Source organism: Leisingera sp. ANG59, assembly GCF_013317235.1.
Classification (GTDB): domain Bacteria; phylum Pseudomonadota; class Alphaproteobacteria; order Rhodobacterales; family Rhodobacteraceae; genus Leisingera.
The window spans coordinates 256,482-280,752 of sequence record NZ_WLCM01000004.1; the positions used below are offsets into that span (position 1 = coordinate 256,482).

20 protein-coding genes are annotated in these 24,271 nt (G+C 62.3%); 15 read left to right on the forward strand and 5 right to left on the reverse strand.

The genetic code is table 11. From position 1 onward, the window contains the following. The first annotated feature begins 5 nt into the window (after positions 1-5). Both GKC28_RS05600 and GKC28_RS05605 read left to right on the forward strand, forming a co-directional pair. Positions 6-752: an ABC transporter permease subunit gene (locus tag GKC28_RS05600; protein WP_174145812.1), complete on the forward strand. Its 747-nt coding sequence runs from the start codon at positions 6-8 to the stop codon at positions 750-752. Beyond that, positions 749-1,510, forward strand: a complete 762-nt coding sequence (locus GKC28_RS05605) for an ABC transporter permease (RefSeq protein WP_174145813.1) — start codon at positions 749-751, stop codon at positions 1,508-1,510. The genes GKC28_RS05600 and GKC28_RS05605 overlap by 4 nt, the downstream gene beginning before the upstream one ends. A gap of 72 nt (positions 1,511-1,582) precedes the next feature. Here GKC28_RS05605 and GKC28_RS05610 read toward each other — a convergent pair whose 3' ends face one another. Next, a complete protein-coding gene (locus tag GKC28_RS05610) occupies positions 1,583-1,924 on the reverse strand; it encodes a hypothetical protein (protein WP_174145814.1) in 342 nt (113 codons plus the stop codon). A gap of 179 nt (positions 1,925-2,103) precedes the next feature. On the opposite strand from GKC28_RS05610, the gene GKC28_RS05615 reads away from it, so the two are divergent. The 6 genes from GKC28_RS05615 to GKC28_RS05640 are packed head-to-tail and all read left to right on the forward strand — an operon-like array spanning position 2,104 to position 9,705. Next, positions 2,104-4,293 (forward strand): NosR/NirI family protein, encoded by a 2,190-nt coding sequence (locus GKC28_RS05615; RefSeq protein WP_174145815.1) that lies wholly within the window; start codon positions 2,104-2,106, stop codon positions 4,291-4,293. Between the two features lie 11 nt (positions 4,294-4,304). Further along, positions 4,305-6,212: a TAT-dependent nitrous-oxide reductase gene (gene nosZ / locus GKC28_RS05620; RefSeq protein ID WP_174145816.1), complete on the forward strand. Its 1,908-nt coding sequence runs from the start codon at positions 4,305-4,307 to the stop codon at positions 6,210-6,212. Positions 6,213-6,214: 2 nt separating this feature from the next. Beyond that, positions 6,215-7,483 carry a nitrous oxide reductase family maturation protein NosD gene (locus GKC28_RS05625; RefSeq protein ID WP_174145818.1) on the forward strand — a complete coding sequence of 423 codons (1,269 nt, stop codon included), beginning with the start codon at positions 6,215-6,217 and terminating at the stop codon, positions 7,481-7,483. Further along, positions 7,476-8,372 (forward strand): ABC transporter ATP-binding protein, encoded by an 897-nt coding sequence (locus GKC28_RS05630; RefSeq protein ID WP_174145820.1) that lies wholly within the window; start codon positions 7,476-7,478, stop codon positions 8,370-8,372. The genes GKC28_RS05625 and GKC28_RS05630 overlap by 8 nt, the downstream gene beginning before the upstream one ends. Beyond that, on the forward strand, positions 8,369-9,190 hold the full coding sequence (locus GKC28_RS05635) for an ABC transporter permease (protein WP_174145822.1): 822 nt from the start codon (positions 8,369-8,371) through the stop codon (positions 9,188-9,190). The genes GKC28_RS05630 and GKC28_RS05635 overlap by 4 nt, the downstream gene beginning before the upstream one ends. Further along, positions 9,187-9,705, forward strand: coding sequence for a nitrous oxide reductase accessory protein NosL (locus GKC28_RS05640; RefSeq protein ID WP_174145824.1), 519 nt, complete (start codon positions 9,187-9,189; stop codon positions 9,703-9,705). Before GKC28_RS05635 ends, GKC28_RS05640 begins: the two co-directional genes overlap by 4 nt. Before the next feature lie 13 nt (positions 9,706-9,718). Here GKC28_RS05640 and hisD read toward each other — a convergent pair whose 3' ends face one another. Next, the gene (hisD, locus tag GKC28_RS05645; protein WP_174145826.1) at positions 9,719-10,996 is read right to left on the reverse strand and encodes a histidinol dehydrogenase; all 1,278 of its coding nucleotides are present in this window, start codon (positions 10,994-10,996) and stop codon (positions 9,719-9,721) included. A 147-nt stretch (positions 10,997-11,143) separates the two neighbouring features. After that, positions 11,144-12,115, reverse strand: coding sequence for a LysR family transcriptional regulator (locus tag GKC28_RS05650; protein WP_174145828.1), 972 nt, complete (start codon positions 12,113-12,115; stop codon positions 11,144-11,146). A 207-nt stretch (positions 12,116-12,322) separates the two neighbouring features. Here GKC28_RS05650 and GKC28_RS05655 point away from each other — a divergent pair, with 207 nt between their 5' ends. From GKC28_RS05655 to GKC28_RS05665, 3 genes are all read left to right on the forward strand, one after another. Then, positions 12,323-13,318, forward strand: coding sequence for an ABC transporter substrate-binding protein (locus GKC28_RS05655; protein ID WP_174145830.1), 996 nt, complete (start codon positions 12,323-12,325; stop codon positions 13,316-13,318). A gap of 100 nt (positions 13,319-13,418) precedes the next feature. After that, positions 13,419-14,225 carry a taurine ABC transporter ATP-binding protein gene (locus GKC28_RS05660; RefSeq protein WP_174145832.1) on the forward strand — a complete coding sequence of 269 codons (807 nt, stop codon included), beginning with the start codon at positions 13,419-13,421 and terminating at the stop codon, positions 14,223-14,225. After that, complete coding sequence (locus GKC28_RS05665; RefSeq protein WP_174145834.1) at positions 14,222-15,487, forward strand: ABC transporter permease; 1,266 nt, start codon at positions 14,222-14,224, stop codon at positions 15,485-15,487. Before GKC28_RS05660 ends, GKC28_RS05665 begins: the two co-directional genes overlap by 4 nt. A gap of 67 nt (positions 15,488-15,554) precedes the next feature. Here GKC28_RS05665 and GKC28_RS05670 read toward each other — a convergent pair whose 3' ends face one another. After that, the gene (locus GKC28_RS05670) at positions 15,555-17,990 is read right to left on the reverse strand and encodes an FAD-dependent oxidoreductase (protein ID WP_174145836.1); all 2,436 of its coding nucleotides are present in this window, start codon (positions 17,988-17,990) and stop codon (positions 15,555-15,557) included. 504 nt (positions 17,991-18,494) lie between these two features. On the opposite strand from GKC28_RS05670, the gene GKC28_RS05675 reads away from it, so the two are divergent. The 4 genes from GKC28_RS05675 to GKC28_RS05690 all read left to right on the forward strand — a co-directional run bounded on the left by GKC28_RS05675 (position 18,495) and on the right by GKC28_RS05690 (position 23,110). Further along, positions 18,495-19,619: an extracellular solute-binding protein gene (locus GKC28_RS05675; RefSeq protein ID WP_174145838.1), complete on the forward strand. Its 1,125-nt coding sequence runs from the start codon at positions 18,495-18,497 to the stop codon at positions 19,617-19,619. A gap of 152 nt (positions 19,620-19,771) precedes the next feature. Continuing rightward, on the forward strand, positions 19,772-20,884 hold the full coding sequence (locus GKC28_RS05680; RefSeq protein ID WP_174145840.1) for an ABC transporter ATP-binding protein: 1,113 nt from the start codon (positions 19,772-19,774) through the stop codon (positions 20,882-20,884). Positions 20,885-20,897: 13 nt separating this feature from the next. Further along, the gene (locus GKC28_RS05685) at positions 20,898-21,818 is read left to right on the forward strand and encodes an ABC transporter permease (RefSeq protein WP_174145842.1); all 921 of its coding nucleotides are present in this window, start codon (positions 20,898-20,900) and stop codon (positions 21,816-21,818) included. Continuing rightward, on the forward strand, positions 21,815-23,110 hold the full coding sequence (locus GKC28_RS05690) for an ABC transporter permease (protein WP_174145844.1): 1,296 nt from the start codon (positions 21,815-21,817) through the stop codon (positions 23,108-23,110). The genes GKC28_RS05685 and GKC28_RS05690 overlap by 4 nt, the downstream gene beginning before the upstream one ends. A gap of 70 nt (positions 23,111-23,180) precedes the next feature. On the opposite strand, the gene GKC28_RS05695 is transcribed toward GKC28_RS05690, so the two are convergent. Beyond that, the gene (locus tag GKC28_RS05695; RefSeq protein WP_254604152.1) at positions 23,181-24,185 is read right to left on the reverse strand and encodes a helix-turn-helix domain-containing protein; all 1,005 of its coding nucleotides are present in this window, start codon (positions 24,183-24,185) and stop codon (positions 23,181-23,183) included. Between the last annotated feature and the right edge of the window lie 86 nt (positions 24,186-24,271).

Consider the following 24,271-nt stretch of genomic DNA (forward strand, 5'->3'; position numbering starts at 1 on the left):
CTGACGTGACCGGACTGCTTGAACTACTGGGCCTCGGCGCCAGCGCGGAGCTGCTGTCGCTGTCGGGCTGGGGAGGCAACCTGCTGCGCGGGCTTGCCAACTCCCTGCAGATCGCCTTCGGCGCCTTTGGGCTGGGGCTGGTGATCGGGCTGTTCGGAGCCTATGGCAAACTCTACGGCGGGAAGGTCACGCGTGATCTTCTCGCCATCTACACCACGGTGATCCGGGCGGTGCCGGAACTGGTGCTGATCCTGATCCTCTATTACGTGGGCAGCGATATCATCAACAAGATCTCCGCCGCTATGGGCGGCGGCCGGGTCGAGATCAACGGCGTTGCGGCCGGCATCTGGGTGCTGGGCGTGGTGCAGGGGGCCTATGCCACCGAAGTGCTGCGCGGCGCCATCAAGGCGGTGCCGACGGGCCAGATCGAGGCGGCGAAATCCTATGGCATGCCGGCCTTCATGATCATGCGCCGGGTGACGATCCCGGCGATGATGAGCTTTGCGGTGCCGGGGCTGGCGAACCTGTGGCTGATCGCCACCAAGGACACCGCGCTTTTGGCGGTGGTCGGCTTCAATGAGCTGACGTTGGAAACCCGCCAGGCAGCCAGCAGCACGCGGGCCTATTTCACCTTTTTTCTGGCGGCCGGGTTCCTGTACCTGATGGTGACGCTGTGCTCCGGCGCGGTCTTTGCCCGGGTTGAGAAATGGGCACGGCGCGGCCAGCCCTCGCTGAAGGGGGGGGCGCGATGATCAGCCTGAAAGACCTGATGCAGCCGCACCGCGTCGTGATGATGCTGGTGTTCGCGGGTATCGTGATCTGGTGCGCCATTGCGCTGCGCTGGGACTGGATACCGAAATACGCGCCGCTGGCGCTGGAGGGCCTGTGGGCCACAGTGTGGATCCTGGCCGTCTCGACTTTCCTCGGCTTCCTGCTGGCGGTGCCGCTGGGATTGGCGCAGGCGGTGGGACCCTGGTACCTGTCGATCCCGGCGCGCACCTTCTGCACCATCATCCGCGGCACGCCGCTGCTACTGCAGATCTGGCTGCTCTATTACGGGCTGGGGTCTCTGTTTCCGCAGTTTCCCTGGATCCGCTCCTCTGAGCTGTGGCCCTACCTGCGGCAGGCCTGGCCCTACGCGGTGCTGGCGCTGACCCTGTCTTATGCGGGCTATGAGGGGGAGGTGATGCGCGGCGCATTTTCCGGCGTGGCCAAAGGGCAGCTGGAGGCCGCGAAATCCTTTGGCATGCCGCGCTTCACTATGTTCCGGCGGATCTGGCTACCGCAGGCGGTGCGCAACGTGCTGCCGACCCTGGGCGGCGAAACCATACTGCAACTGAAAGCGACGCCGCTGGTTGCGACGATCACGGTGATGGAAATCTACGCGGTTTCCTCACGCGTCCGGGCCGATACATTCATCGTTTATGAGCCGCTGTTGCTTCTGGCGCTTGTCTATATGGGCATCGCAGGCGTGATTTCCCTGGCCTTCCGGCGTCTGGAGAAAGGCTGAAACGGCGGGTGTTTAGCTTGTGTTCCGGTCCAAAGGAAGTTGGTCCGGAATTTCCGATTTATCTGACATACATCAAATAACGGCACTGATGTTCCCAGTAGTGTCGGCGGCGAATGCAGCAAGAGAATCTTGTAACAGATGCCGCGCACCCTTTTCATATCTTCCGCTTGCCGCGCCGGCCTTTTCCGGCGGCTGGCGGGGCTGTGCGCGGTTTTCTTGCTGGCACTGCAAGTGGCCTTTCCCGGTGCGGGGCAGGCGGCGAGCGGTGGTGAGTGGATAGAGATCTGCGGCGAGTTTGGGGTAGTAGAAATCCAGATCGCTGGCGAAGACAGCGACGAGGGGCAGGGTTGCCCCAAATGCAGCACCTGCGCCCTTTGCGCGGCTGAGACTGGGGCCGAGGCGGCAGGCATTCATTCAGCTGGCGTGAGCCGGGCGGCAGACTGCTCTGTGCTGCTGCCTGCGGGCACCGCGGTGCAGCCTAACCCGGCACAATACTGGCACGATGGCCGCGGGCCCCCGCTGGTCAAAGAGATAGAATCCGAACGCGCATTTCGCGCGTCCGTGGCAGCCACTCAGAATAAGGGAGAGGCGCCATGGTCCTGACACGCGCCTTCCGGGGCTGGCTGACAGCCCTTGTGATAACCATCGCCGCTGCAATTGCCGCGGCGGCTGAGGCCGACAGCCTCGATTCCTTCCTGACAGAATTGACACCTGCTGACCTAGTGCCCGGCGCCGAGGCGTTTGGCCCGGTGCGCACGGATGTGCCGGTGGCACCGGTGCTGAAGGCGGGCGAGACCGTTGCCTTTGCCTTCCTGACCTCAGATTTTGTCGGGACCACCGGCTACAGCGGGAAGCCGATCCATGTGGTGGCCGCAATTGACACCGATGCGGTGCTGACAGGCGTGAAGCTGGTTAAGCACTCTGAGCCGATCGTGCTGATCGGGATTCCCAATTCCAAGATGGTCAAGCTGACCGAGAGCTATGCGGGTCTCGACCTGAAGGCCGAGGCGGCGGCGGGCGGCGATGCCCATGACCTCGACATCATCTCGGGCGCGACGGTGACGATCATGGTGATCGACGACAGCCTGGTGCGGGCAGGCATCAAGGTCGCCCGCGCGCTGGGCCTGGGCGGTCTGTCACCGGTGCAGGCGGACGGTCCGAAACGCGAGGTGGATATGACCCGCGAGGAAGTCGCGGACTGGACTACGCTGGCGGGCGACGGCTCTGTGCGGCGGATGACGCTGGACGTGGGACAGATCAACGCGGCCTTTGAGGCCAGTGGCGACCAGCGCGCGATCAAGCGGCCAGAGCCGGGAGCGCCGGACGACACTTTCGTCGACATGCATATGGCGCTGGTTTCTGTGCCCTCCATAGGCAAGTCGCTGCTGGGCGAAGCGGAGTACCAGAACCTCAAGGCCTGGCTGGACAAGGACGAGCACGCCATCCTGGTGCTGGGGCGCGGCAGCTACAGCTTCAAGGGTTCGGGCTATGTGCGCGGCGGCATTTTCGACCGCATCCAGATGATCCAGGGCGATGCCTCGGTGCGCTTCTTCGACCGCCAGCACAAGCGGCTGGGCGGGTTGGCGACGGCGGACAGCCCGAGTTTCGCTGAGCTGGACCTGTTCAAGATCCCGGCCGATGCGGAGTTCGACCCGGCCGAACCCTTCCGCCTGCAATTGCTGGTGCAGCGGTCGGTGGGTGCGCTGGAGCGGGCGTTCCTGACCTTTGATCTGGGCTACAAGCTGCCGGAGCAATATCTGCTGCCCGCCGCGCCTGCGCCCAAGGTGGTGGAGGATGACACGAGCGAGGCCGCCGCCAAGGCCGCCCTGTGGCAGCGGATCTGGAAAGACCGCACTGTCGAGATCGGAGTGCTGGGCGTGATGCTGCTGGTGCTGACGGGGGTGTTCTTCTTCCAGTTCCAGGCGACTGTGAATGCGCGCAGCTTCTACTGGTTCCGGATCGGCTATCTGACGGTCACCCTGCTGTTCCTGGGCTGGTACGCCAATGCGCAACTGAGCGTGGTGAACCTGATGGCGCTGGCGGGATCCTTGCGCAGCGGCTTTTCCTGGGATGCGTTCCTGCTGGACCCGCTGGTGTTCATCCAATGGTTTGCCGTTGCCGCCGCGCTGCTGTTCTGGGGCCGCGGTGCCTATTGCGGCTGGCTGTGCCCGTTCGGCGCGCTGCAGGAGCTGACCAACAAGATCGCCCGCGCATTCAAGGTGCCGCAGATCACCTTGCCGTGGGGCCTGCATGAACGCCTGTGGCCTGCGAAATACATGATCTTCCTTGGTCTGTTCGGCGTCTCGATAGTGTCGATCCCGCTGGCCGAAACTTATGCCGAGGTGGAGCCGTTCAAGACCGCGATCATCCTGAAGTTCGTGCGCGACTGGCCGTTTGTGGTCTTTGCAGTGCTGCTGCTGCTGGCCGGGCTGTTCATCGAGCGTTTCTACTGCCGCTACATGTGCCCGCTGGGCGCGGCGCTGGCGATCCCGGCGCGGGTGCGCATGTTCGACTGGCTGAAGCGCTACCACGAATGCGGCCACCCCTGCCAGACCTGTGCCAACGAGTGCCCGGTTCAGGCCATCCACCCCACCGGTGAGATCAACCCGAACGAATGCGTGAACTGCCTGCATTGCCAGGTTCTCTATCAATCCGAAGCCAAATGCCCGGTTGTCATCAAACAGCTGAAACGCCGGGCCAAGACCGGCAGCCCGGCCTCGGACGTCACTCTGGGCCGCCCGCCTGCCAATCACCCCAACGCGAACAGGACAAAAGTTTCCTGAAGGAGGACATCATGTCTGAAGACCTGAAAAACAAACTGCCCGTCACCCGCCGCGGACTTCTGGGGGCCACTGCCTCCGGTGCCGTTCTGGCGGCAACTGGCGTCGGATCCGCACTGCTGGGCGCGAAGCCCGCTCAGGCTGCCGGTTTCGGCCTGGAGCCGGGCGAACTGGATGAATACTACGGCTTCTGGTCCTCGGGCCAGACCGGCGAACTGCGGATCATGGGCGTTCCGTCCATGCGCGAGCTGATGCGCGTGCCGGTGTTCAACCGCTGCTCTGCCACCGGCTGGGGCCAGACCAATGAGTCCCTGAAAATCTTGACCGAAGGCCTGCTGCCGGAGACCAAGGAATTCCTGGCCGCCAACGGCAAGGTCACCTATGACAACGGCGACCTGCACCACCCGCATATGTCGTTCACCGACGGCACCTACGACGGCCGCTACCTGTTCATGAACGACAAGGCCAACACCCGCGTTGCCCGCGTGCGCTGCGACGTGATGAAGTGCGACAAGATCATCGAGATCCCCAACGCCAAAGACATCCACGGCCTGCGTCCGCAGAAGTTCCCGCGCACCGGTTATGTCTTTGCCAACGGCGAGCACGAGGCGCCGCTGACCAACGACGGCCAGATCCTGGATGATCCGTCGCAGTATGTGAACATCTTCTCAGCCATCGATGGCGACACCATGGAAGTCGCCTGGCAGGTGATTGTCTCGGGCAACCTGGACAACACCGACTGCGACTATCAGGGCAAATACGCCTACTCGACTTCCTACAACTCGGAAATGGGCATGACCCTGGCCGAAATGACCGAGAACGAACTGGACCACGTGGTTGTCTTCAACATTGCAGCCATTGAGGCGGCGATCGAGGCCGGTGAGTACGAGGAACTGAATGGCGCCAAGGTGGTTGACGGCCGCAAGGGCGCGCCAGGCAAGCTGACCCGCTACATTCCGATCCCGAACTCGCCGCACGGCATCAACACCGCACCGGACAAGAAGCACGTCTGCGTAAACGGCAAGCTGTCGCCGACCGTTTCTGTGATCGACGTTGAGAAGCTGGACGCGCTGTTTGATGCGGATGCCGACCCGCGCTCGGCCATCGTAGCTGAGCCGCAGCTGGGTCTTGGCCCGCTCCACACCGCCTTTGACAACCGCGGCTATGCCTACACCACCCTGTTCCTCGACAGCCAGGTGGTGAAATGGGACATCGCCAAGGCGATCGAGGCCTATGCGGGTGCCGACGTGGACCCGATTCTCGACAAGGTCGATGTGCAGTACCAGCCGGGCCACAACTCCACCTCGATGGGTGAGACCGCCGAGGCGGACGGCAAGTGGCTGATCTCGATGAACAAGTTCTCCAAGGACCGGTTCCTGAACGTGGGCCCGCTGAAGCCCGAGAACGAGCAGCTGATCGATATCTCCGGCGACAAGATGAAGGTGGTGCACGACGGCCCGACCTTTGCAGAGCCGCATGACTCGATCATCGTGCACCGTTCCAAGGTGAACCCGGCCAGCATCTGGGACCGCAACGACCCGATGTGGGAAGATGCGCGTAAGCAGGCCGAGGCGGATGGCGTCGATCTGGACGACTGGCAGGACACCATCATCCGTGACGGCGACAAGGTGCGGGTCTACATGTCGAGCCAGGCACCGAACTTCAGCCTTGAGAAGTTCACTGTCAAGCAGGGCGACGAGGTCACTGTCTATGTCACCAACTTGGATGATATCGACGATCTGACTCACGGCTTCTGCCTGTCGAACTTCGGCATCGCGATGGAGGTCGGGCCGCTGGCTACCGCTTCGGTCACCTTCATCGCCGAGCGTCCGGGCGTGCATTGGTATTACTGCCAGTGGTTCTGCCACGCGCTGCACATGGAGATGCGCGGCCGGATGCTGGTCGAGCCGCGGAGCGCGTAACTATGAAGCGGCTCCTGCCCAAATCCCTGGTTATGGCCCTCGCCGGCCTGGCGCCCGTTTGGGCGGCGGATTGGGATGTGCCTAACCGGGCAGGAGCCATCGCTGAAACACTGGCGCAGGCGGCGGATGGCGACACCCTCCGCCTCGCCGCCGGCGAATATGCCGAAACCCTGGTGCTGGACCGGCCTGTCATTCTGGACGGGCAGGGCCAGGCCACATTGGAAGGGCAGGGCAAGGGATCGGTGATCACCGTGACCGGGCCGGGCGTTACTGTTCGGAACCTGACCGTTGTTGGCTCCGGCTCCTCGCATCAGGAGATCGACAGCGGCATCAAGCTGACCAAGACCGCGAAGGCACCGCGGATCCTGAACAATGTGCTGCTGGGCAACCTTTACGGCGTGGACATACACGGCGCCAAGGACAGCCTGGTGCAGGGCAACCGGATCGAGGGCCGCCTGGACCGGCACATGAATGCCCGCGGCAACGGGGTCTATGTCTGGAACGCACCGGGCGCAGTGGTGGACGGCAATGACATCCGCTTTGGCCGCGACGGGATCTTTGTGAACAGCTCCAAGAAGAACACGTTTACGAACAACACCTTCCGCGACCTGCGCTTTGCCGTGCATTACATGTATGCCGACAATTCCGAGGTTTCGGGCAATGTCTCGATCGGCAATCACCTGGGCTATGCCGTGATGTTCTCCAAACGGGTCAAGGTGACCGGGAATGTCTCGCTGAATGACCGCGATCACGGGGTGATGCTGAACTACGCCAACCAGGGCGAGGTGCGCGGCAATTATGTGAAGGGGGCCAAGGACAAGTGCACCTTCCTATATAACGCGCACAAGAATGATTTCTCCGGCAACTGGTTCGAGGGCTGCGGGATCGGTATCCATTTCACCGCCGGCAGCGATGGGAACCGGATGGTTGGGAACGCCTTTGTCGGCAACCGGCATCAGGTGAAATTCGTCTCCACCAAATGGGTGGAATGGAGCGAGGAGGGCCGGGGCAATTACTGGTCCGACTTCGCAGGTTTTGATGTGGACGGAAATGGCATCGCCGATGCGCCCTACCGTCCGAATGACAGCATGGACCATGTGCTGTGGACCCAGCCAGCGGCGAAACTCTTGATGGGTTCGCCCGCGGTGCAGCTGGTGCGCTGGTCGCAGTCGGCGTTCCCGGCGTTGCTGCCCGGCGGGGTGATTGACAGCCACCCGCTGATGCGGCCGGAGCGGCCCGGGGCCGCCAGAAAGGTTGAACAGGATGGATAACTCTCCGCTGCAGATCCGCGCGCTGGACAAGTTCCGTGGCAAGACACAGGTGCTGCATGGCATCGACCTGGACATCGCGCCGGGCGAGCGTCTAGCTCTCTTGGGTCACAACGGCGCGGGTAAGTCGACGCTGATCAAGGCAGTACTGGGCCTGATCCGGCATGAGGGCGGAAGCATACGCATCTGCGGTGCAGCCCCCGGCAGTGCTGCGGCGCGGGCCGCCACCGCCTTTCTACCGGAGGCCGTCAGCTTCCACCCGGCGTTGACCGGGCATGAGCAGCTGTCGCTGTTTGCCTGCCTGGCCGGCGAACGCGCGGAGATTGACGGCCTGTTGCAACGGGTTGGTCTGGGCGAGGCGATGCACCGCCGCATTGGCGCCTATTCCAAAGGGATGCGGCAGCGGCTGGGCTTGGCGCAGGTGCTGCTGGGGCGCCCGAAGCTGGCGCTGCTGGATGAACCTACCAGCGGCCTGGACCCGATCTCGCGCCAGGACCTCTATGCCATCATCAATGAGCTGGCCGAACAGGGCGCGGCGGTGCTGATCGCCTCCCACGCGCTGACAGAGGTGGAGGCGCGCACCGACCGCATCGCCATCTTGCGCAAGGGCGTCAAGGTGGCGGATGATACGCTCGCAGGCCTGTCGGCGCAGGCCGGGCTGCCGGTCAAGCTGCGGGTGCAGGCTAGCGGCACGCACGCTGACCGGATCGCAACGGAAACCGGCGGGCGGCGGATCAACGGCGCCTCGGTCGAGATCCTGTGCTCGCCGCAGGACAAGATGGCCGAGCTGCGCAAGATCGCCGCCATGGGCGATGCAGTGGCCGATTTCGATATGGTGCCGCCGCGGCTGGAAGACCTCTATCGCCATTACTCCGGGGAGGACAGCAAATGAGACGTGCCTTTGCCATTGCCCGCGCCGAGATGCTGATCCTGCGCCGCAACCTCTGGTTATTCATGGCGACGCTGATCATGCTCGCCTTTGCGCTGGCGCTGTCCTTTGCCGGATCAGCGCCGACCGGGACGCTGGGGGTGGACATGCTGACGGTCTCCGTGGCCTCGATGACCACGCTGTCGGTTTATTTGGCACCGCTTCTGGCGCTGATGATGGGGTTTGATGCAGTTGCGGGCGACCGCGACCGGGGCAGCCTCGCTTTGCTTTTGGCCTATCCTGCGGGGAGAGCTGAGATCCTCTTGGGTAAGCTGATGGCGCATCTGGCAGCCCTGGCCGTTGCCATGTGCATCGGCTTTGGCGCGGCGGGTGCCGTCGCCGCTTGGTTCGGCGGCGCCGGGGCTGAGAGCCTGCTCGCACTGGGGCGGCTGGTGCTGACCTCGATCCTGCTGGGGGCGGTGTTCCTCGTGCTGGGCTATGCGCTGTCGGCGCTCAGCAGCGGGGCAACAGCCGCGGCGGGTCTGTCTGCGGGTGTGTGGCTGGTGTTTGTAGTTCTTTACGACCTGGGCCTCTTGGGGGCCGTGGTGATGGACAGCGGCGGGGTGTTCACTCAGAAGATCTTCCCCTGGGTGATGGTTGCCAACCCGGCAGATGCGTTCCGGCTGTGGAATGTCGCAGCCTCGGAAAGCGTGGCGCTGTCCAGCGGCATGGCTGGCGCAGCCAGTGCGTTGCCCGGTTGGGCCGCACCGCTGTCGCTCCTCTTATGGCCTGCGCTGGGATTCTTGCTGGCCTGCGCTGCATTCCGGAGGGTGGAGCCATGAAACGCCTGATCCTTGCTGCCGCATTGGTCTTGTCTGCTTGCCAGGAGGAGGAGGCCAAGGCGCCGCCTGCGCCGGTGGAGTTGACGGAGGCGGCGCTCAGCTACTTCTGCCAGATGAATGTCGCTGAACATGGCGGGCCGAAGGGGCAAATCCATCTGGACGGCTTCGCGGCACCTCTGTTCTTTGCCCAGGTGCGCGATCTGGCGGCCTACGTGAAAAGCCCGGAGCGCGATGCGGAAATCACCGCCATCTACGTGAGCGACATGGGCGCAGCGGCAAGTTGGGAACATCCCGGCACTGACAACTGGATTAACGCAAAAGAAGCGCATTTCGTGGTCGGCTCCAACGTCGCGGGCGGCATGGGCGCGCCGGAGGTTGTGCCGTTCGCTTCGCCCGAGGCGGCCGCGCGGTTTACGCAGCGCTATGGCGGCACCGTCGCCGGCTTCGAGGGTATACCTGACGAGGCCGTGCTGGGGCCGGTTGATTTGGGCCAGCAGCTGGAGACCCCGTCCTGAGCGTGAAGCAGCTTCAGACAGTTTCGGGTTGCAGACGCATCTCGGCGGCGATGGCGTGGCCTTCCATCCCCTCCATCCGGCTGATGCGGGCGGTGCGCTGGGCCAGTTCATGCGAGGCGGCGGCATTGCAGCGCTGCCAGGTCACGGTCTTGGTAAACTTGTGCACCGAAAGCCCGCCAGTATAACGCGCGGCGCCGCTGGTGGGCAGCACGTGGTTGGGGCCGGAGGTCTTGTCGCCGAAGGAGACCGTGGTCTCCTTGCCCAGAAACAGCGAGCCGTAGGCGGTGAGGCGGTCCAGCCACCAGTCGAGATCCTTGGCCTGCACCTGCAGATGCTCGGGAGCATAGCGGTCAGCCACTTGTGCGGCTTCTTCACGGCTATCGCACAGGACCACTTCGGCGCGTTCGTGCCAGGCGCGGTGGGCGGCGGAGAGGTTGGGTTCGGGAAGCTGATCAATCAGCGCCTGCGCGCGGGCCATCACACCCTTGGCCAGCGCTTCGCTGGTGGTGACCAGCCAGACCGGGCTGTCAGCGCCGTGTTCGGCCTGGCTGACCAGATCCCAGGCGACGGTTTCCACATCGGCGGTGTCGTCGGCGATGACCAGAGAGTCGGTGGGGCCTGCAAACATGTCGATGCCGACCTCGCCGAACAGCATCCGCTTGGCCTCTGCCACATAGGAATTGCCGGGGCCGACCAGGATGTCGGCTGGCTGGGCGCCAAACAGGCCCCGGGCCATGGCGGCAATGCCTTGCACCCCGCCGAGGTTCAGGATCAGATCAGCACCGCACAGGTCCATGGCATAGACGATGGCGTCGGGAATGCCGCTGCCGGGGCGCGGCGGGGAGACCGCGGTGATATGCGGCACGCCGGCCACCTTGGCGGTGGTGATGGTCATCAGCGCGCTGGCGATATGACTGTAGCGGCCGCCCGGTACATAGCAGCCGGCACTGGACACCGGAATCAGCTTCTGGCCCGCGATCAGGCCGGGGATCACTTCCACTTCGCATTCACCCATCGTGGCCTTCTGCGCCTCGGCGAAGCGGCGGATATTGGCGTGTGCGAACTGGATGTCTTCCTTGGTCTGCTGCGAAACTCGGTTGCAGGCGGCCCGGCGCTGGGCGTCTGTCACCACGATCGGGCCGGTCCAGCCGTCCAGCTTTTCCGCATAGCGGCGCACCGCTTCCTCGCCTTCGCGCTGGATGTTGGCGAGCATCACGGCGACGGTGTCACGGATGTCGCTGCTTTCAGCGGCGGGGCGCGCCGGTGCCTGTTTCAGATAGGTGATTGCCATGGGTCCAAGCTCCTCGAACAGCCGCCGGATGCGCGGGAAGCGCACGGCGCGGTTTGCGCCTAAGACAGCGGCTGGCGGGCCGGACGGTCAAGCCGTGACCCAAGGGTTTCGAAAAACACGGATGTTTGTTTCTAATTGCCCTAGCGGTCAGCCTGCGCCTGAGGGCAGAGTCCGGAACTCCTCGCCCAGCCAAGGAAAGCGCTGGATGATCGGATCGGTAAAGTGATGCCGCAGGGACTTCTGCAGGGCCTCGTGAATCAGCTGCGACGTGGCAGCGGGATAGACGCTGGTGGTGAACAGAGACACTGTTCGGGCAAAGCTTTTCCCCGGAAAGCGCACCACTTTGACTTTTTCGTGGAAGCGCTGGGCGCGGTGGTAGCTGGCGGCGGTGGTGACGGTCCAGCCGCTTCCCTCGGACACCAGGCCGATGATCGACTGGTTGCATTCCAGCTCAAACCTGTTGGGCAGCGCGATTTTGAGCCGGGTCAGCTGGGTCTCGATCTGTTTGCCGATGGTGTGATCGCGGGAATAGCGTAAGAAGGGCAACGGTGCTCCGTGTTTGGTCAGTTCATCGACGCTGCCTGTGTAGCCTGCCGGCACCACTAGAATGAACGGGTCGCGCATCAGCGGGTATTCGATCAGATCGGGCAGCAGCCCTGACGGGCGGGTGGCAACGCCTGCGTCCAGCTTCTGCGCCTGCAGCTTTTCGATGATCTCGTGGCTGGGGCGTGTGTAGTGCCGGAAACTGCAGCGCGGCAGAGCTGTGGAGAGAAACTGGAACAGTTCCGGGCCGACCTCATTGTCAAAATCATCCAGCAGCGCCATGCGCAGGTCGGTAGCATGCTGCCAGCTGCCGGAACGCATTTCCGCCTCGCCGCGCCTGAGCGTCATCAGCCCGTCGTAGACATAACGGGCAAAGACAACCCCTGCGGGGGTCAACCCCATCGGGCGCCGGGTGTGGTCCACCAAGTCTACGCCAAGCGCGTTTTCAAGACTGCGAAGATGGTTGGACACAGTACTGATCGAGAGCCCGGTTTCCGCCGCGACCTTCTGTATCGACCCGGACTTCGAGATCAGCTGGAAAACTTCCAGCCAGCGCAGACTCAGCGTCTTTTGCATTTTCAGCCCTCCCTAGCGGTTTGCATATGCTATCCACAGAAATGCGCCAATACATGCGAAAAAATCGCAACTGAGTTTTACTTTCTCTGCAAGAGTAATTTTATTCTACAGCGAATTCTCTTCCCGGATAAGGTTTGCCGTGCAAAAATCAGAGCCTTAAGGCCCGCATAGAACGAGCCAGGCGTGACAACTGGGAGAACAATTAATATGATCAAAAAGCATCTGCTTTCAACAGCCTGCGCAGCCGCTGCTGCGCTTTCAGCGACACAGGCCTCGGCCCTGGATGAAATCACAGTGGCCTATTTCCTGGAATGGCCGATGCCGTTCCAGTTTGCCAAGGCCAATGGCACTTATGAAGAAGAAATGGGGGTCAAGATCAACTGGGTCTCCTTTGACACCGGTACCGCGATGTCCGCGGCAATGGCCTCGGGCGATGTGCAGATTGCGGTAAGCCAAGGTGTGCCACCCTTTGTGGTTGCGACCTCTGCCGGGCAGGACATCCAGACGGTGGATGTGGCGGTTAGCTACTCCGACAACGACAACTGCGTGGTGGCTGAAGCGCTGGAAATCGACAAGGACAACGCCGGCGAGCTGAACGGTAAGAAGGTCGGCGTGCCGATCGGCACGGCCGCGCATTACGGCTTCCTGTCGCAGATGGCGCACTTCGATGTTGATGTCGGGTCGATGGAGATAGTCGACATGGCGCCTGCCGATGGCGCAGCGGCATTTGCCCAGGGCAACCTGGACATGGTCTGCGGCTGGGGCGGTGCGCTGCGGCGGATGCTGGAGCACGGCAATGTGCTGCTGACAGGCGCCGAGAAGGAAGAGCTGGGCATTCTGGTGTTCGATGTGACCAGCGCACCGGCGGGCTTTATCGCCGATGAGGGCGCCCTTCTGAGCAAGTTCCTGAAGGTGACCGCAGATGCCAACGCAATGTGGAATGCAGGCGACAGCAAGGACGAGATGCTGCCGGTAATTGCCAAGGATGCGGGCATGGATCTGGCTGATGCCGAGGCCACCATCGCCACCTTCAGCTTCCCCTCCGCTGAGGACCAGCTGTCCGAGAAATGGCTGGGCGGCGGCGCTCAGAGCTTCATGAAAGGCGTGGCGGATGTGTTCGTGAACGCAGGAAGCATCGAGGCTGCGCTGGATTCCTATGACGGCGCTGTGGACAGCGGACCGCTGGCTGCCGCGTTGAACTGAGCCAGAACGAACTGGCAAAGACGGACGGCCCGGATTCCGGGCCGTTCGCATCCGCCGTTGCAGGCCGGCTGCATACGGGCGCTAACAGGAAGGGGAAGCGATGTCGGGACTGGACATCAAGAGTGTCTCCATGCGTTTTGACCTGCCCAACGGCAGTTCGGTTCAGGCGCTGAAAGACGTTTCATTGAATTTGCAGGCGGGGGAGCTGCTGTCGGTGCTGGGCCCGTCGGGCTGCGGCAAGACCACGCTGCTGAATATTCTGGCCGGGTTCCTGGCCCCTACCGAAGGCGCGGTGGAGCTGAATGGCCATGTAGTGACCGGCCCCGATGCCGAACGCGGCATGGTGTTCCAGAAGGGCGCCTTGTTTGAATGGATGAACGTCCGCGACAATGTGGAATTCGGCCCCCGGATGAAGGGTATGGGCAAGGCGGAGCGGGAAAAAATCTCGGACCACTTGCTAGAAATCGTCGGGTTGCAGGACTTCAAGGAAAAGGCGGTTTATGAGCTGTCGGGCGGTATGCAGCAGCGTGTTGCGCTGGCCCGCTGCCTGGCGAATGAGCCGGACGTGATCCTGATGGACGAGCCGCTGGGCGCGCTTGACGCGCTGACACGGGAGAAAATGCAAGGCCTGGTGCTGAAGCTGTGGAAGGAGACCGGCAAGACTATCATCCTGATCACCCACTCGGTGGAGGAAGCGCTTCTGCTGGGCGAGCGGCTGATCGTGATGGCACCGCGCCCGGGCCGCATTCACCGCGAATACCAGCTACCCTTTGCTGAGCGCGGCGTGAATGCGGACCTGCGCGACGTCAAGAAATCCGAAGGCTTTGCCGAGACCCGCGATGAGATCCTCTCGATGATCTGGGAGATGGAGGAGGAGATCATGGGCCGGACGGAGCAAGTGGCATGAGCGTACTTCTGTTTTACATCGCGCTGTTTGCCGGCGCCTTTTTCCTGGTCCAGGTTATCCGCAAAGGGATGCAGTCGCGGCAGGACTTCACCAGCCTCAAGACCGTGACCTTCGGCGACGAAAGCGCGGTTACCCCGGACCGGGCGGCGTCGATCATATCGGTTCTGGTGATTTTCGTGATCTGGGCGGCATTCACCGGCTCCAAACTGTTCCCGATCCACGTCCCAGGGCCATTCACCGGTGAGACCACCTTCACCTACACGCTGGAAAACGCCGATGGCGCCACGGATGACGCGGATGTCACCGTGCGGGTCTTCGGGTTTGGCGAGGACGTCCAGAAGTTCGAGGTCGAGGGCGGCGGCGGCTTTGCCGCAAATGACGCGCTGGCGGCGCAAGCGGGGCGTTCGACCACGCTGCTGTTTGACAAGAACGACGAGGCCAAGCGCCGGGACGGCGCAAAGATCGTGGCGATCAACGGAGAGCCGATTGCAATTGGCGGCGCTGTCGACACCGGTGACGGCACCGTGACGCTGACCGGAAAGGGCGCGATCAGTTTTACCCCTGACAGCGGCATGCAGATGAACCCGATCTGGCTGCCGGCCCCGGAAACCGTGATGTCGCGGTTCTTTGAGATCGCCAATGAGGGCTATCAGAACTTCTCGCTGTGGCAGCACCTGGGCTGGTCGCTGCTCAGGGTTGTGGCGGGCTTTGTGACTGGCGCCATCGTGGGCATCCCGCTGGGGTATGCCATGGGCCTGTCCGGCTGGTTCCGCGGCTGGTTCGACCCGATTGTCGAGTTCATGCGCCCGGTGCCTCCGCTGGCGCTGATCCCGCTGGTGATCATCTGGTTCGGCATTTGGGAAACCGGCAAGATCGTTCTCTTGTTCCTTGCGGCGCTGTGGATCATGACCATTGCGGCGCGGGCCGGAGTGTCAGGAGTGAACATCTCAAAGATCCACGCAGCTTATTCACTGGGCGCCTCCAAGTGGCAGATCATGCGCCATGTGATCGTGCCGAACTCGCTGCCGGAAATCTTTACCGGCGCGCGGGTGGCAATGGGGGTCTGCTGGGGGACGGTTGTGGCTGCCGAACTGGTCGCCGCGCAGAAGGGCGCGGGCATGATGATCATCGCCGCGTCCAAGTTCCAGCTGACCGATATCGTGATCATGGGCATCGTGCTGATCGGGATCATCGGCTATGGCATCGACATCCTGATGCGCAAGGCCGAGAACTGGCTGGTGCCGTGGAAAGGCCGCAGCTGATCCTAGCTGCAAGACAAATGAAAACGCCCGGGGAAATCTCCGGGCGTTTTGCTGTTTGGGGAAGGCATCAGCCGCGGATGCGGTCGAAGCCGGGATCATAGGGCGATGGGGCGATAACTGTTGCTGCAACCAGATCGCCGCAGAGGTCGAGCTGCATGCTGCTGCCCTCTGCCGCCAGGTCCGGTTCAACAAATGCATAGGCCAGGTTCATCCCCACCCGGTGCCCCCAATCGCCGGAGGTCACGGTGCCCACGACCTTGTTCCCCTGCATCAGCGAGGCGCCGCCATGAGCCGGGGCGTTGGTGGCACCAACCTGCAATGTGACCAGCTTCTTGCGGTCGCCTTCGGATTGGCGTTTCAGCAAGGCTTCGCGCCCGATGAAATCGCCTTTCTCCAGCTTCACGAAACGGTCCAGCCCGGTCTCGAACGGATCGAATTCGGTAATCAGGTCGGCTTTCCAGTGCAGGAAGCCTTTCTCCATCCTCATCGACTCGACTGCGCGGGCACCGAAAAGTTTGAGCCCGTGCTCCTCACCCGCCTTCCGCAGCGCCAGATAGGCGGCAAGGAGTGAGGCGTTGGGGACATGGATCTCATACGCCAGTTCGCCAGAGAAGCTGACCCCCATCACTGTGGCAGGCGCAAAACCGATGAAGCATTCTCGCACCGACAGCCAGGGGAAGGCCGCTGCCGACCAGTCGCCCCGGGCGCAGGCTGCGAGCACGTTCCGTGCCCGGGGGCCGGCCAGGACCAGGATGGTCTGGTCATTGGTGAGGGAGCGGATCTGCACGTCTTCGCCGGGCCGGATGTGGCTTTGCAGCCAGTCCATGTCGTGGAATTCGCTGGCGGCGGCGGAGCCATACCAGACACGTTCGGGGCCTCTGTCAGAGGCGGGGAGGTTAGCAACGGTGGCCTCGCCCTTGACCATGCCATGGTGGTTCAGCAGGTAGCCAAGCCCGACGCGGCCCGCGCGTTTAGTGACCGTGCCGCAAAACATGCGGTCGACGAAGCTGTGCCGGTCGGCACCGGTGATCTCGAGCCGGTTGAAGCCATTGACCTCGGCCAGGCCCACGTTTTCCTGGACGTTTTTCACTTCCGCCGCGACCACGTCGAATGCCTCGTCAAAGTTGAAGGTGAGCGAGGGGTGGAAATCCGGCGAGGGCTTGATGTACTCGACCCGCTCCCAGCCGTTCACCACGGTGAACTCGGCGCCCTCGGCGGCCAGCACCGGCGTCAGCGGCGTTGTCTTGGCCGACCGGCCTGCCGGGCGGTGCTCATGCGGGAAGTGGAAGCGGAACTCGTTCTGGTAGTCCTCAATGGCCTTCAGCGCGGTCAGCTCCACATTGGCGTGGGTGGTGAAGCGGCGCGGGTCGATGCACCAGGTGTCATAGCAGGCCTCGCCTTGCACGATCATCTGCGCCAGCAGCCAGCCGTGGCCGCCGCCTTCGCCGAGCCCTGCGCGCAACCCGATGGCGCAGAAGGCGTTGCGCTTGCCCGGGATTGGGCCAATCAGCGGCGCACCGTCGATGGTATAGGTGATCGGGCCATTTACAATCGAGCGGATGCCGGTTTCGCGAAGCGCGGGCATCCTCTCGAATGCGCCCTCCAGCACGTCCATCACCCGTTCCAGGTCATCAGGGCAAAGGGCGTTCACAAAGTTCGGGTCGATCCCGTCCATGCCCCAGGTCTTGCAGTCCTGCTCATAGAAGCCGATCAGCAGCCCGTTCTTTTCCTGGCGGCAGTAGTAGTCGGAGATCGGGCAGCGGATCAGCGGCATCCTATGGCCGGCCTTTATGATGCCGGGGATGTCTTCGGTCAGGAAATACTGATGCTCCATCGAAGCGACCGGGTGGTGCACCCCCATCATCGCACCAACCTCGTTCACCCGGTAGCCGCAGGCGTTGACCACGATATCGCAGTCGATGTCGCCGTGTTCCGTATGCACGGTCCAGGTGTCGTCCTTGTGCTGGGTAAGGGCGGTGACCGGCGTGTTGCGGTAGACCTCGGCTCCTGCTATGCGAGCGTGGTGGGCCAGCGCCTGGCACAGTTGCGCCGGGTCGATGTCGCCGTCCAGCGGGTCCCACAGGCCGCCCACCAGGTTATCAGTGGAGATCAGCGGATGGCGGCGGGCGCATTCCTCGGCGTCGATCACTTCGAAATGCACATCCATGCCGCGGGCCATCGAGGCGAAATGACGGTAGCCCTGCATCTGCGCCTCGGTATTGGCGAGCCTGATGCCGCCGTCGCCGTGGTGGTAGTTGATCGGGTATTCCGGGTTATCCGCCAGCGCTTTGTAGAGATTGATCGAGTGGGTTTTCAGCCCGACCATGGTTTGATTCATGCCGAAGTTCGTCACCTGTGCCGCGGAATGCCAGGTGGTACCGCTGGTCAGTTCGTTGCGTTCTACCAGAACGACGTCGCTCCAGCCTTCCTGGGTGAGGTGGTAGAGGGTGGAGCATCCGGCAATGCCGCCGCCAATGACCACAACCTTGGTGCGCGATTTCATGAAACGGGCCTCCTGACAGTTCCCTATTGACTAAGCTGCGGGTCGGCATCGGCGGCAAGACGGTGGAACGCACTTCGCATAAAAACGAAAGAGCGATTGAGCGGTTTGGGAGGATGCCGCAAAAAGGGAACGGCAGCGGAGCGCCTGCGCGCTGCGGCCTCCCGATTTGCCATTGCCTGGCGCTTCTGTTGCTAACTCTTGGCTGTGTCACGATGTTTTTACTTGCCTGGGTCATACAGCTTTTTGCTGGCTGAAGACGCAGGAGCGTTGACGGCCCGCCTTGCGACGCGCACACTGCGACTACAGCGGTAGTTTCTCATCGCAGTTCTGTCGCGGGTGTCCTCAAACCGTGCCGAAACTGGCACCATGTTGCGCAGGTTGACGGGTAATCTGGTCTTATTGTTTTCTAAAACTGTCACTGTTGGAGGCGGGCAAGCCTTCGCAAGGTTTCATCGTTGAAACAACAAAAACAACAAATAGCAGTCCAAAGGGAGAATTGGAAAAATGGCAAACACTGGTAAGTTAACGCGGCGAAGCCTTCTGAAGAGTGCTGGCGCCGCAGCCCTCGCGGCACCGCTCTATTCGAAAAGCGCGCTGGCATCTTCCGGCGAGATCAACATTCTGATGTGGTCGGATTATCTGCCGCCTGAATTCATTTCGGGCTTTGAAGCCAAGACCGGCATCAAGGTGAACTACACCGGCATTGGGTCGAACGAAGAAATCATCAACAAGATGAAGGCCACCAAGGGCCAGGGCTTCGACATCGTTTCACCAACTAACAACCGCTCGCTGCAGTGGGGGCCGCTGGAGCTGTTGAAACCCTTCGACATGAGCAAGGTCAACATCGACGCGGTGAACCCGGCGATGGCCAAAATCGGCACCGATGCCTGGAACTTTGGAGGCAGCGGCGTGCACTGGCTGCCGCACATCTGGGGCACCGAGGGCATCGCCTACCGCACAGACCTGTGGCTGCCGGAAGGCGACGCGCCGTCCTATGGAGACGTCTGGTCGGAAGAAAATGCCGGCAAAACCATGGGCCGCGCACATTCGATGATGCTGGGCGCGGGCCTGTACATGGAGCGAGTCGGCGAGATGGAGCCGGGTTCGATCTGGGCTGCCTATGACGACGAGGAAACCATGCGCAAGGTCTGGGGTCAGGTCACCGATTGGTGTGTGGCGCGTAAGGACCGGATCAAGCTGATCTGGAACGACGCCGATACCCAGAAGAACGGCCTGCTGAACGAAGGCGTGGTGGTCGGCCAGACCTGGGACGGCCCGCCACTCGCACTGAAGTCTGCAGGCGAGCCGGTGCATTACCAGGCGCCGGTCGAAGGCGCGATGGCCTGGGTCGACGGCATGTCGATGCCAGTGGGCGCGCAGAATGAAGAACAGGTTTATGCCTTTATCGATTATGCCTACCAGCAAGAGCCTGCGGGCAAGGCGATCGACAGCCACGGCTATAACTCGCCGGTGCTGGGCGCCGACAGCTTCTCGGGCGATGTCTATAAGAAGAACTTTGCCGAGGCCTATCCAGGCAACTCGCTGGCCAACTTGAACCCATGGCCGGCAGAGGCGCCCTGGTACGCTGACGTGCGCACCGAGTTCGTCAACAAATTCAAGAGCGCTTAAGCCAAGCGCTTAAAGAATCTGGCCCCCGGAACCCTTGGGGGCCAGCCACGTGCCGAGCGGCGCAATCACAAAAGAATAGAAACAGGAAGCAGGCCTTGCGGGGCCGGTGGCGTGCCACCGGAATGGGGACCTGTACCCTGGGGAGAAGCCAAATGAGTGCTGGGGTCGGCGTTGATCTCGAGAACCTCTGGATCCGCTTCGGTGACTTTGTCGCCGTGCGCGATGCCAATGTGAACATCAATGGGGGAGACTTCTTCTCCTTCCTGGGCCCGTCGGGCTGCGGTAAGACCACCATTCTGCGCGCGGTCTCGGGCTTCCTGGAACCAAGCGACGGCAAGGTGCTGATCGGCGGTAACGACATGAAGGGGATCGGCCCGAACAAGCGCCCCACCGCGCTGATCTTTCAGAACCTGGCGCTTTTCCCGCTGATGAAGATTTGGGAAAACATCACCTTTTCCATGGAAATCAAGGGCGCCTCTGCCAAGGAACGCCGTAAGCGCGCAGATGAGCTCTTGGACATGATCGCGCTGCCGGGGCAGGGCGACAAGCTGCCCTCCGAACTTTCCGGCGGCCAGCGCCAGCGGGTGGCCATTGCGCGGGCGCTCTGTGCGGAGCCGGATGTGCTTCTTCTTGATGAACCTCTGTCCGCGCTTGATCTGAAGCTGCGCCAGCACATGCGCACCGAACTGAGGGATATCCAGCAGCGGGTCGGGATTACCTTCATCTACATCACCCACGACCAGGGCGAAGCACTGACCATGTCCGACAACATCGCGGTGATGAAGGCGGGCGTGATCGACCAGATTGGCGACGGTAAGACCATCTACAATGACCCTTCCACCGCGTTTGCAGCGTCCTTCGTGGGGGAAAACAATGTCTTCCGCGGTAAGGTCAAGCGGATCACGGGCGATGAGGCGCTGATAGCAACCAACCGTTCGGGTGAGCTTGTTGCGCGCATTTCCACCGCCAATCAGGGCAAGATGAAGGAAGGCGACGATGCGATGATGTTCATTCGCCCCGAGGCCTTCACACTGGCACCCAAGGGAGCCACGGGTAACCATTTCGTGACCGCCAAGGTTAACCACGAAGAGTTCGAGGGCAATGTCTTCAACATCTTCATGCAAGGTGACGGCGGCAAGGAACTGAAGGTTTCGATCCCCAACCTGGGCCAGTCGTTTGACGACCACACCGGCCAGAACATCACCCTGGAATACAAGACGAAAAACGCCGTCGTCGTGCCTGCCGGTGAGCTGGCCGCGGAATAAGGAGGCCCAAGCCATGCCAAACTTCCTGAGGGAGTTTTTCAAACGTAACGGCACAGGCATGGGCAGCTTGATGCTGGGCTTGGTCCTGTTCTGGACCATTGGCCTCATAATTTTGCCACAGCTGTCGATGCTAGACTTCTCGTTCCGTCCCAACCTGCCGCCGCCGGAAATCGGCGGTCCCAAAGACGTTTATACGCTGGAGAATTACAAATACCTGGTCTACGGCCCCGAAGGCGGCAGCCAGGACTATAACGCGGTCGACCTCAAGGTGTTCTTCCGTACACTGGTGGCCGCGGTCTGCGTCACCATCTTCAACCTGATCCTGTGTTACCCGATCGCCTATTACCTGGCCCAGACCAAGGGCAATCACATCCGTATCTTTGCGCTGATGCTGATCATCCCCTACTGGATCAACGAAATCTTGCGCGCCTTTGCGCTGCGCATCATCTTCGGCGAGACCGGTGTGCTGAACAACATGCTGGTGGGACTGGGTATTTTCGATACGCCCTTCGATTTCATCCGCAACGATATCGCGCTCTATGCCGGTCTGGGCTACGCTTATATCCTGCTGATGATCTTTCCGATCTACAATGTGATCGAGAGCCTGGACCGCAACCAGATTGAGGCGGCGCGGGACATGGGGGCAAGCTGGACCAAGATCCATCGCCGCGTGGTTATCCCCTATGCCAAGCCGGGCATATCGTCGGGCTGCACCATGGTGTTTATGCTGTCGGCCGGCGCTCTTGCGGCCCCGCAGATTCTGGGCGGCCCGTCGTCCTTGTGGTTCACCCAGCTGATCTACCAGCAGTTCAATGACAACTCGGACTGGCCGCAGGGCGCTGCCTATGCGGTGGTACTGCTCGTCACCTGTATCCTGCTGGTGCTGGCCGTCATGCGCCTGTTCAAGGTGAACATGGGGGATATCGGCAAATGAAGAACTTCACCTTTATGCGCCTGAGCCTCTGGGTTTATTTGGCGATCTTCTTTGCCTATCTGCTGGGCCCGCTGGTGATTATGTCGGCAACTGCCTTCAACTCGCCTTCGTTCCCGCGGATGACCCCCTGGGAGTGCCTGACGTTCGAGTGGTTCTCAGCCCTGTTCCAGGACGAGCGGATATTGAACGGCATCTGGAATTCGGTCCTGGTGGGAGCGGGCACGGTAGTGCTGTCGGTGGCGATGGGCCTGGCGGGGGCGCTGATGCTCACCCAGATCTGGCCTAAGCTTCGGGCGACCTACTATACCGTTATCATCGCACCGATCCTGATCCCGGGCGTTGTGCTCGGTATCTCGACCCTTGTGTTCTGGGACCGGATCAACCGGATGCTGGGCCTTGGTGCCGACAGCTTCCTGTCGAACGGCCTGTTCCTGACCATCATCGGCCAGTCCACCTTTATCGCCAGCTATTGCATGCTGGTGCTGGTGGCGCGCTTGCAGCGCTATGACATTGCACTGACGGAAGCGGCGCTGGACTTGGGAGCAACCCATGCCCAAGCTTTCCGCAAGGTGCTGTTGCCGTTCATGCGGCCGGCCATTGCCTCGGCGGCGGTGCTGGCCTTCCTGGCAAGCTTCGAGAACTACAACACCACAACCTTCACCTTCGGCGAGTACCCGACGCTGACCATCGAGCTGGCGCAGAAGGTCCGCTACGGCATCACCCCGGCGATCTCGGCCCTCGCATTTATCATCGTGGTACTTACGGTCTTTGCGGCGCTGTTCAACGAGGCCAGCATCCGCCGTAAGCAGCTGGTGGCCGAGGCGCGCAAGAAAGCCACGGTGGAGGAACTGGAGAGCGGCAAGCTGCGGCTGCCGGGCTTTCTCAGCTCCAACATGGCGGCGGTGGCGCTGGTGGTTGTGGCCTGTGCGACGGTGGCGGTGGTCGGCACCGCGTCGGTCTACAGCCCGCAGCAGTGCATTGCTGATGTGCAAGAACAGAAGCGTCTGGAGACCGAGGAGCGCATCAAGGAACTGCGCCGCCTGCGTGAGCTGCGACGGCAGCAACAGCTGGAAAAGCAGGGCGACGCCGCGCCGGCGCAAACTGCCCCCTCCACCAGCTCCGGCAACAACTCTGGCTTCGGCGGCGTGTTTGCCCCGGGCAGCCTGTCGGGTGAGGGCGAAGCTGAGACCGAGGCAGGGCAGGAGCCGCAGGGCAACAGTTCCGGGTTCGGCAATGTCTTTGACCCGAACGCTTTGTCTGGTGACGGCGGGGACAGCGGTTCCGGCAACTGAACGGTAGCGTTCTGATAAAACAAATGCGGCCCGAGAGGGCCGCCTTTTGCGTTTCTGGGACCTGCAGGTATCAGGCCATAGAGCCTGCCGGGTGCCGATCAGCGTAATACTGTTTTCGGAAGGCCTGCGGGCTCGTCTTGTATTCGCGCTTGAACCATTCCGTCAGGCTGCTGCGGGAGCCGAAACCGGTGGCGGCGACGATCTCTGCTAGCGGCAGAGTGGTGTGCAGCAACAACTGTCGTGCCTTCTCAATCCGCAGCTTGCGGTAGGCCGCCAGCGGGCTGGTCTGCGCCTTCTGCTGGAACCGGCGCTCCAGTTTGCGCGGCGACACTCCGGCCTGCTGGGCGATGTCGCGGATCAACAGGGGCTCTTCCAGGTTCTGTTGCATCAGGTCGAGGATCTTGACCACCAGCGCGTCGCCGCCGGCGGTCTGGCGCAGCTGCAAGGAGACCTTCGACTGTTCCGAGGCCGGGCCAAAGGCGAGGCCCAGGTAATCGCAGACCGCATCGGCAATAAAGGCACCGCGGTCGGCGCGCAGGAAATTGGCCAGCAGCCGCAGGGCGGCAAAGCTGCTGACGGCGGTGCTGATGCGGCCCGATGTGGTGGTCAGAGTGCCAGCCGGGGCGCAGATCATATGTTCTTCTTCGGCTGCTGCGGCAAAATTCGCGTGCACAGCGGTTTCAACCGCGGCATTCAGGCCGGTTTCCGGCAGCAGGAAAATGGCGCTGCCGGCAAACAGGCAGCGCTGCGCCTGGCGGCAGATCCGTTGCAGGCTGGCCTTCTCGCCGGAGTTCAGCGGCCAGCGGCTGGAGATGCCGCCGAGGAAAATGACGGTCTGCGGCTTCCAGCCGTCCGGCACGGCGCGCATCTGCAACGCCAGATTGCGCACCGCGGTGCGGTAGCCGCTGTCGGGGAACAGATCGTTGGCGGCGCGGAAGACTTCGCAGATCATCTGGGCCGCGGCGGGCGAGTCCGGCTGCGGCAGAATGATTTCGACATCGTGAAAGCGGGCCAGGGCGGCGCCGTCAGCGGTTTGCCGGGAAGCTGGCACGGTCAGCGGTTCGAGACGGGACATCATTCTCTCCTCTGAGCGGGACATGCATGGATGCAGCGGTGCAAAAGGGGCTGCGGGGATGCCCCGCCGGACACACCGGCGGGGCA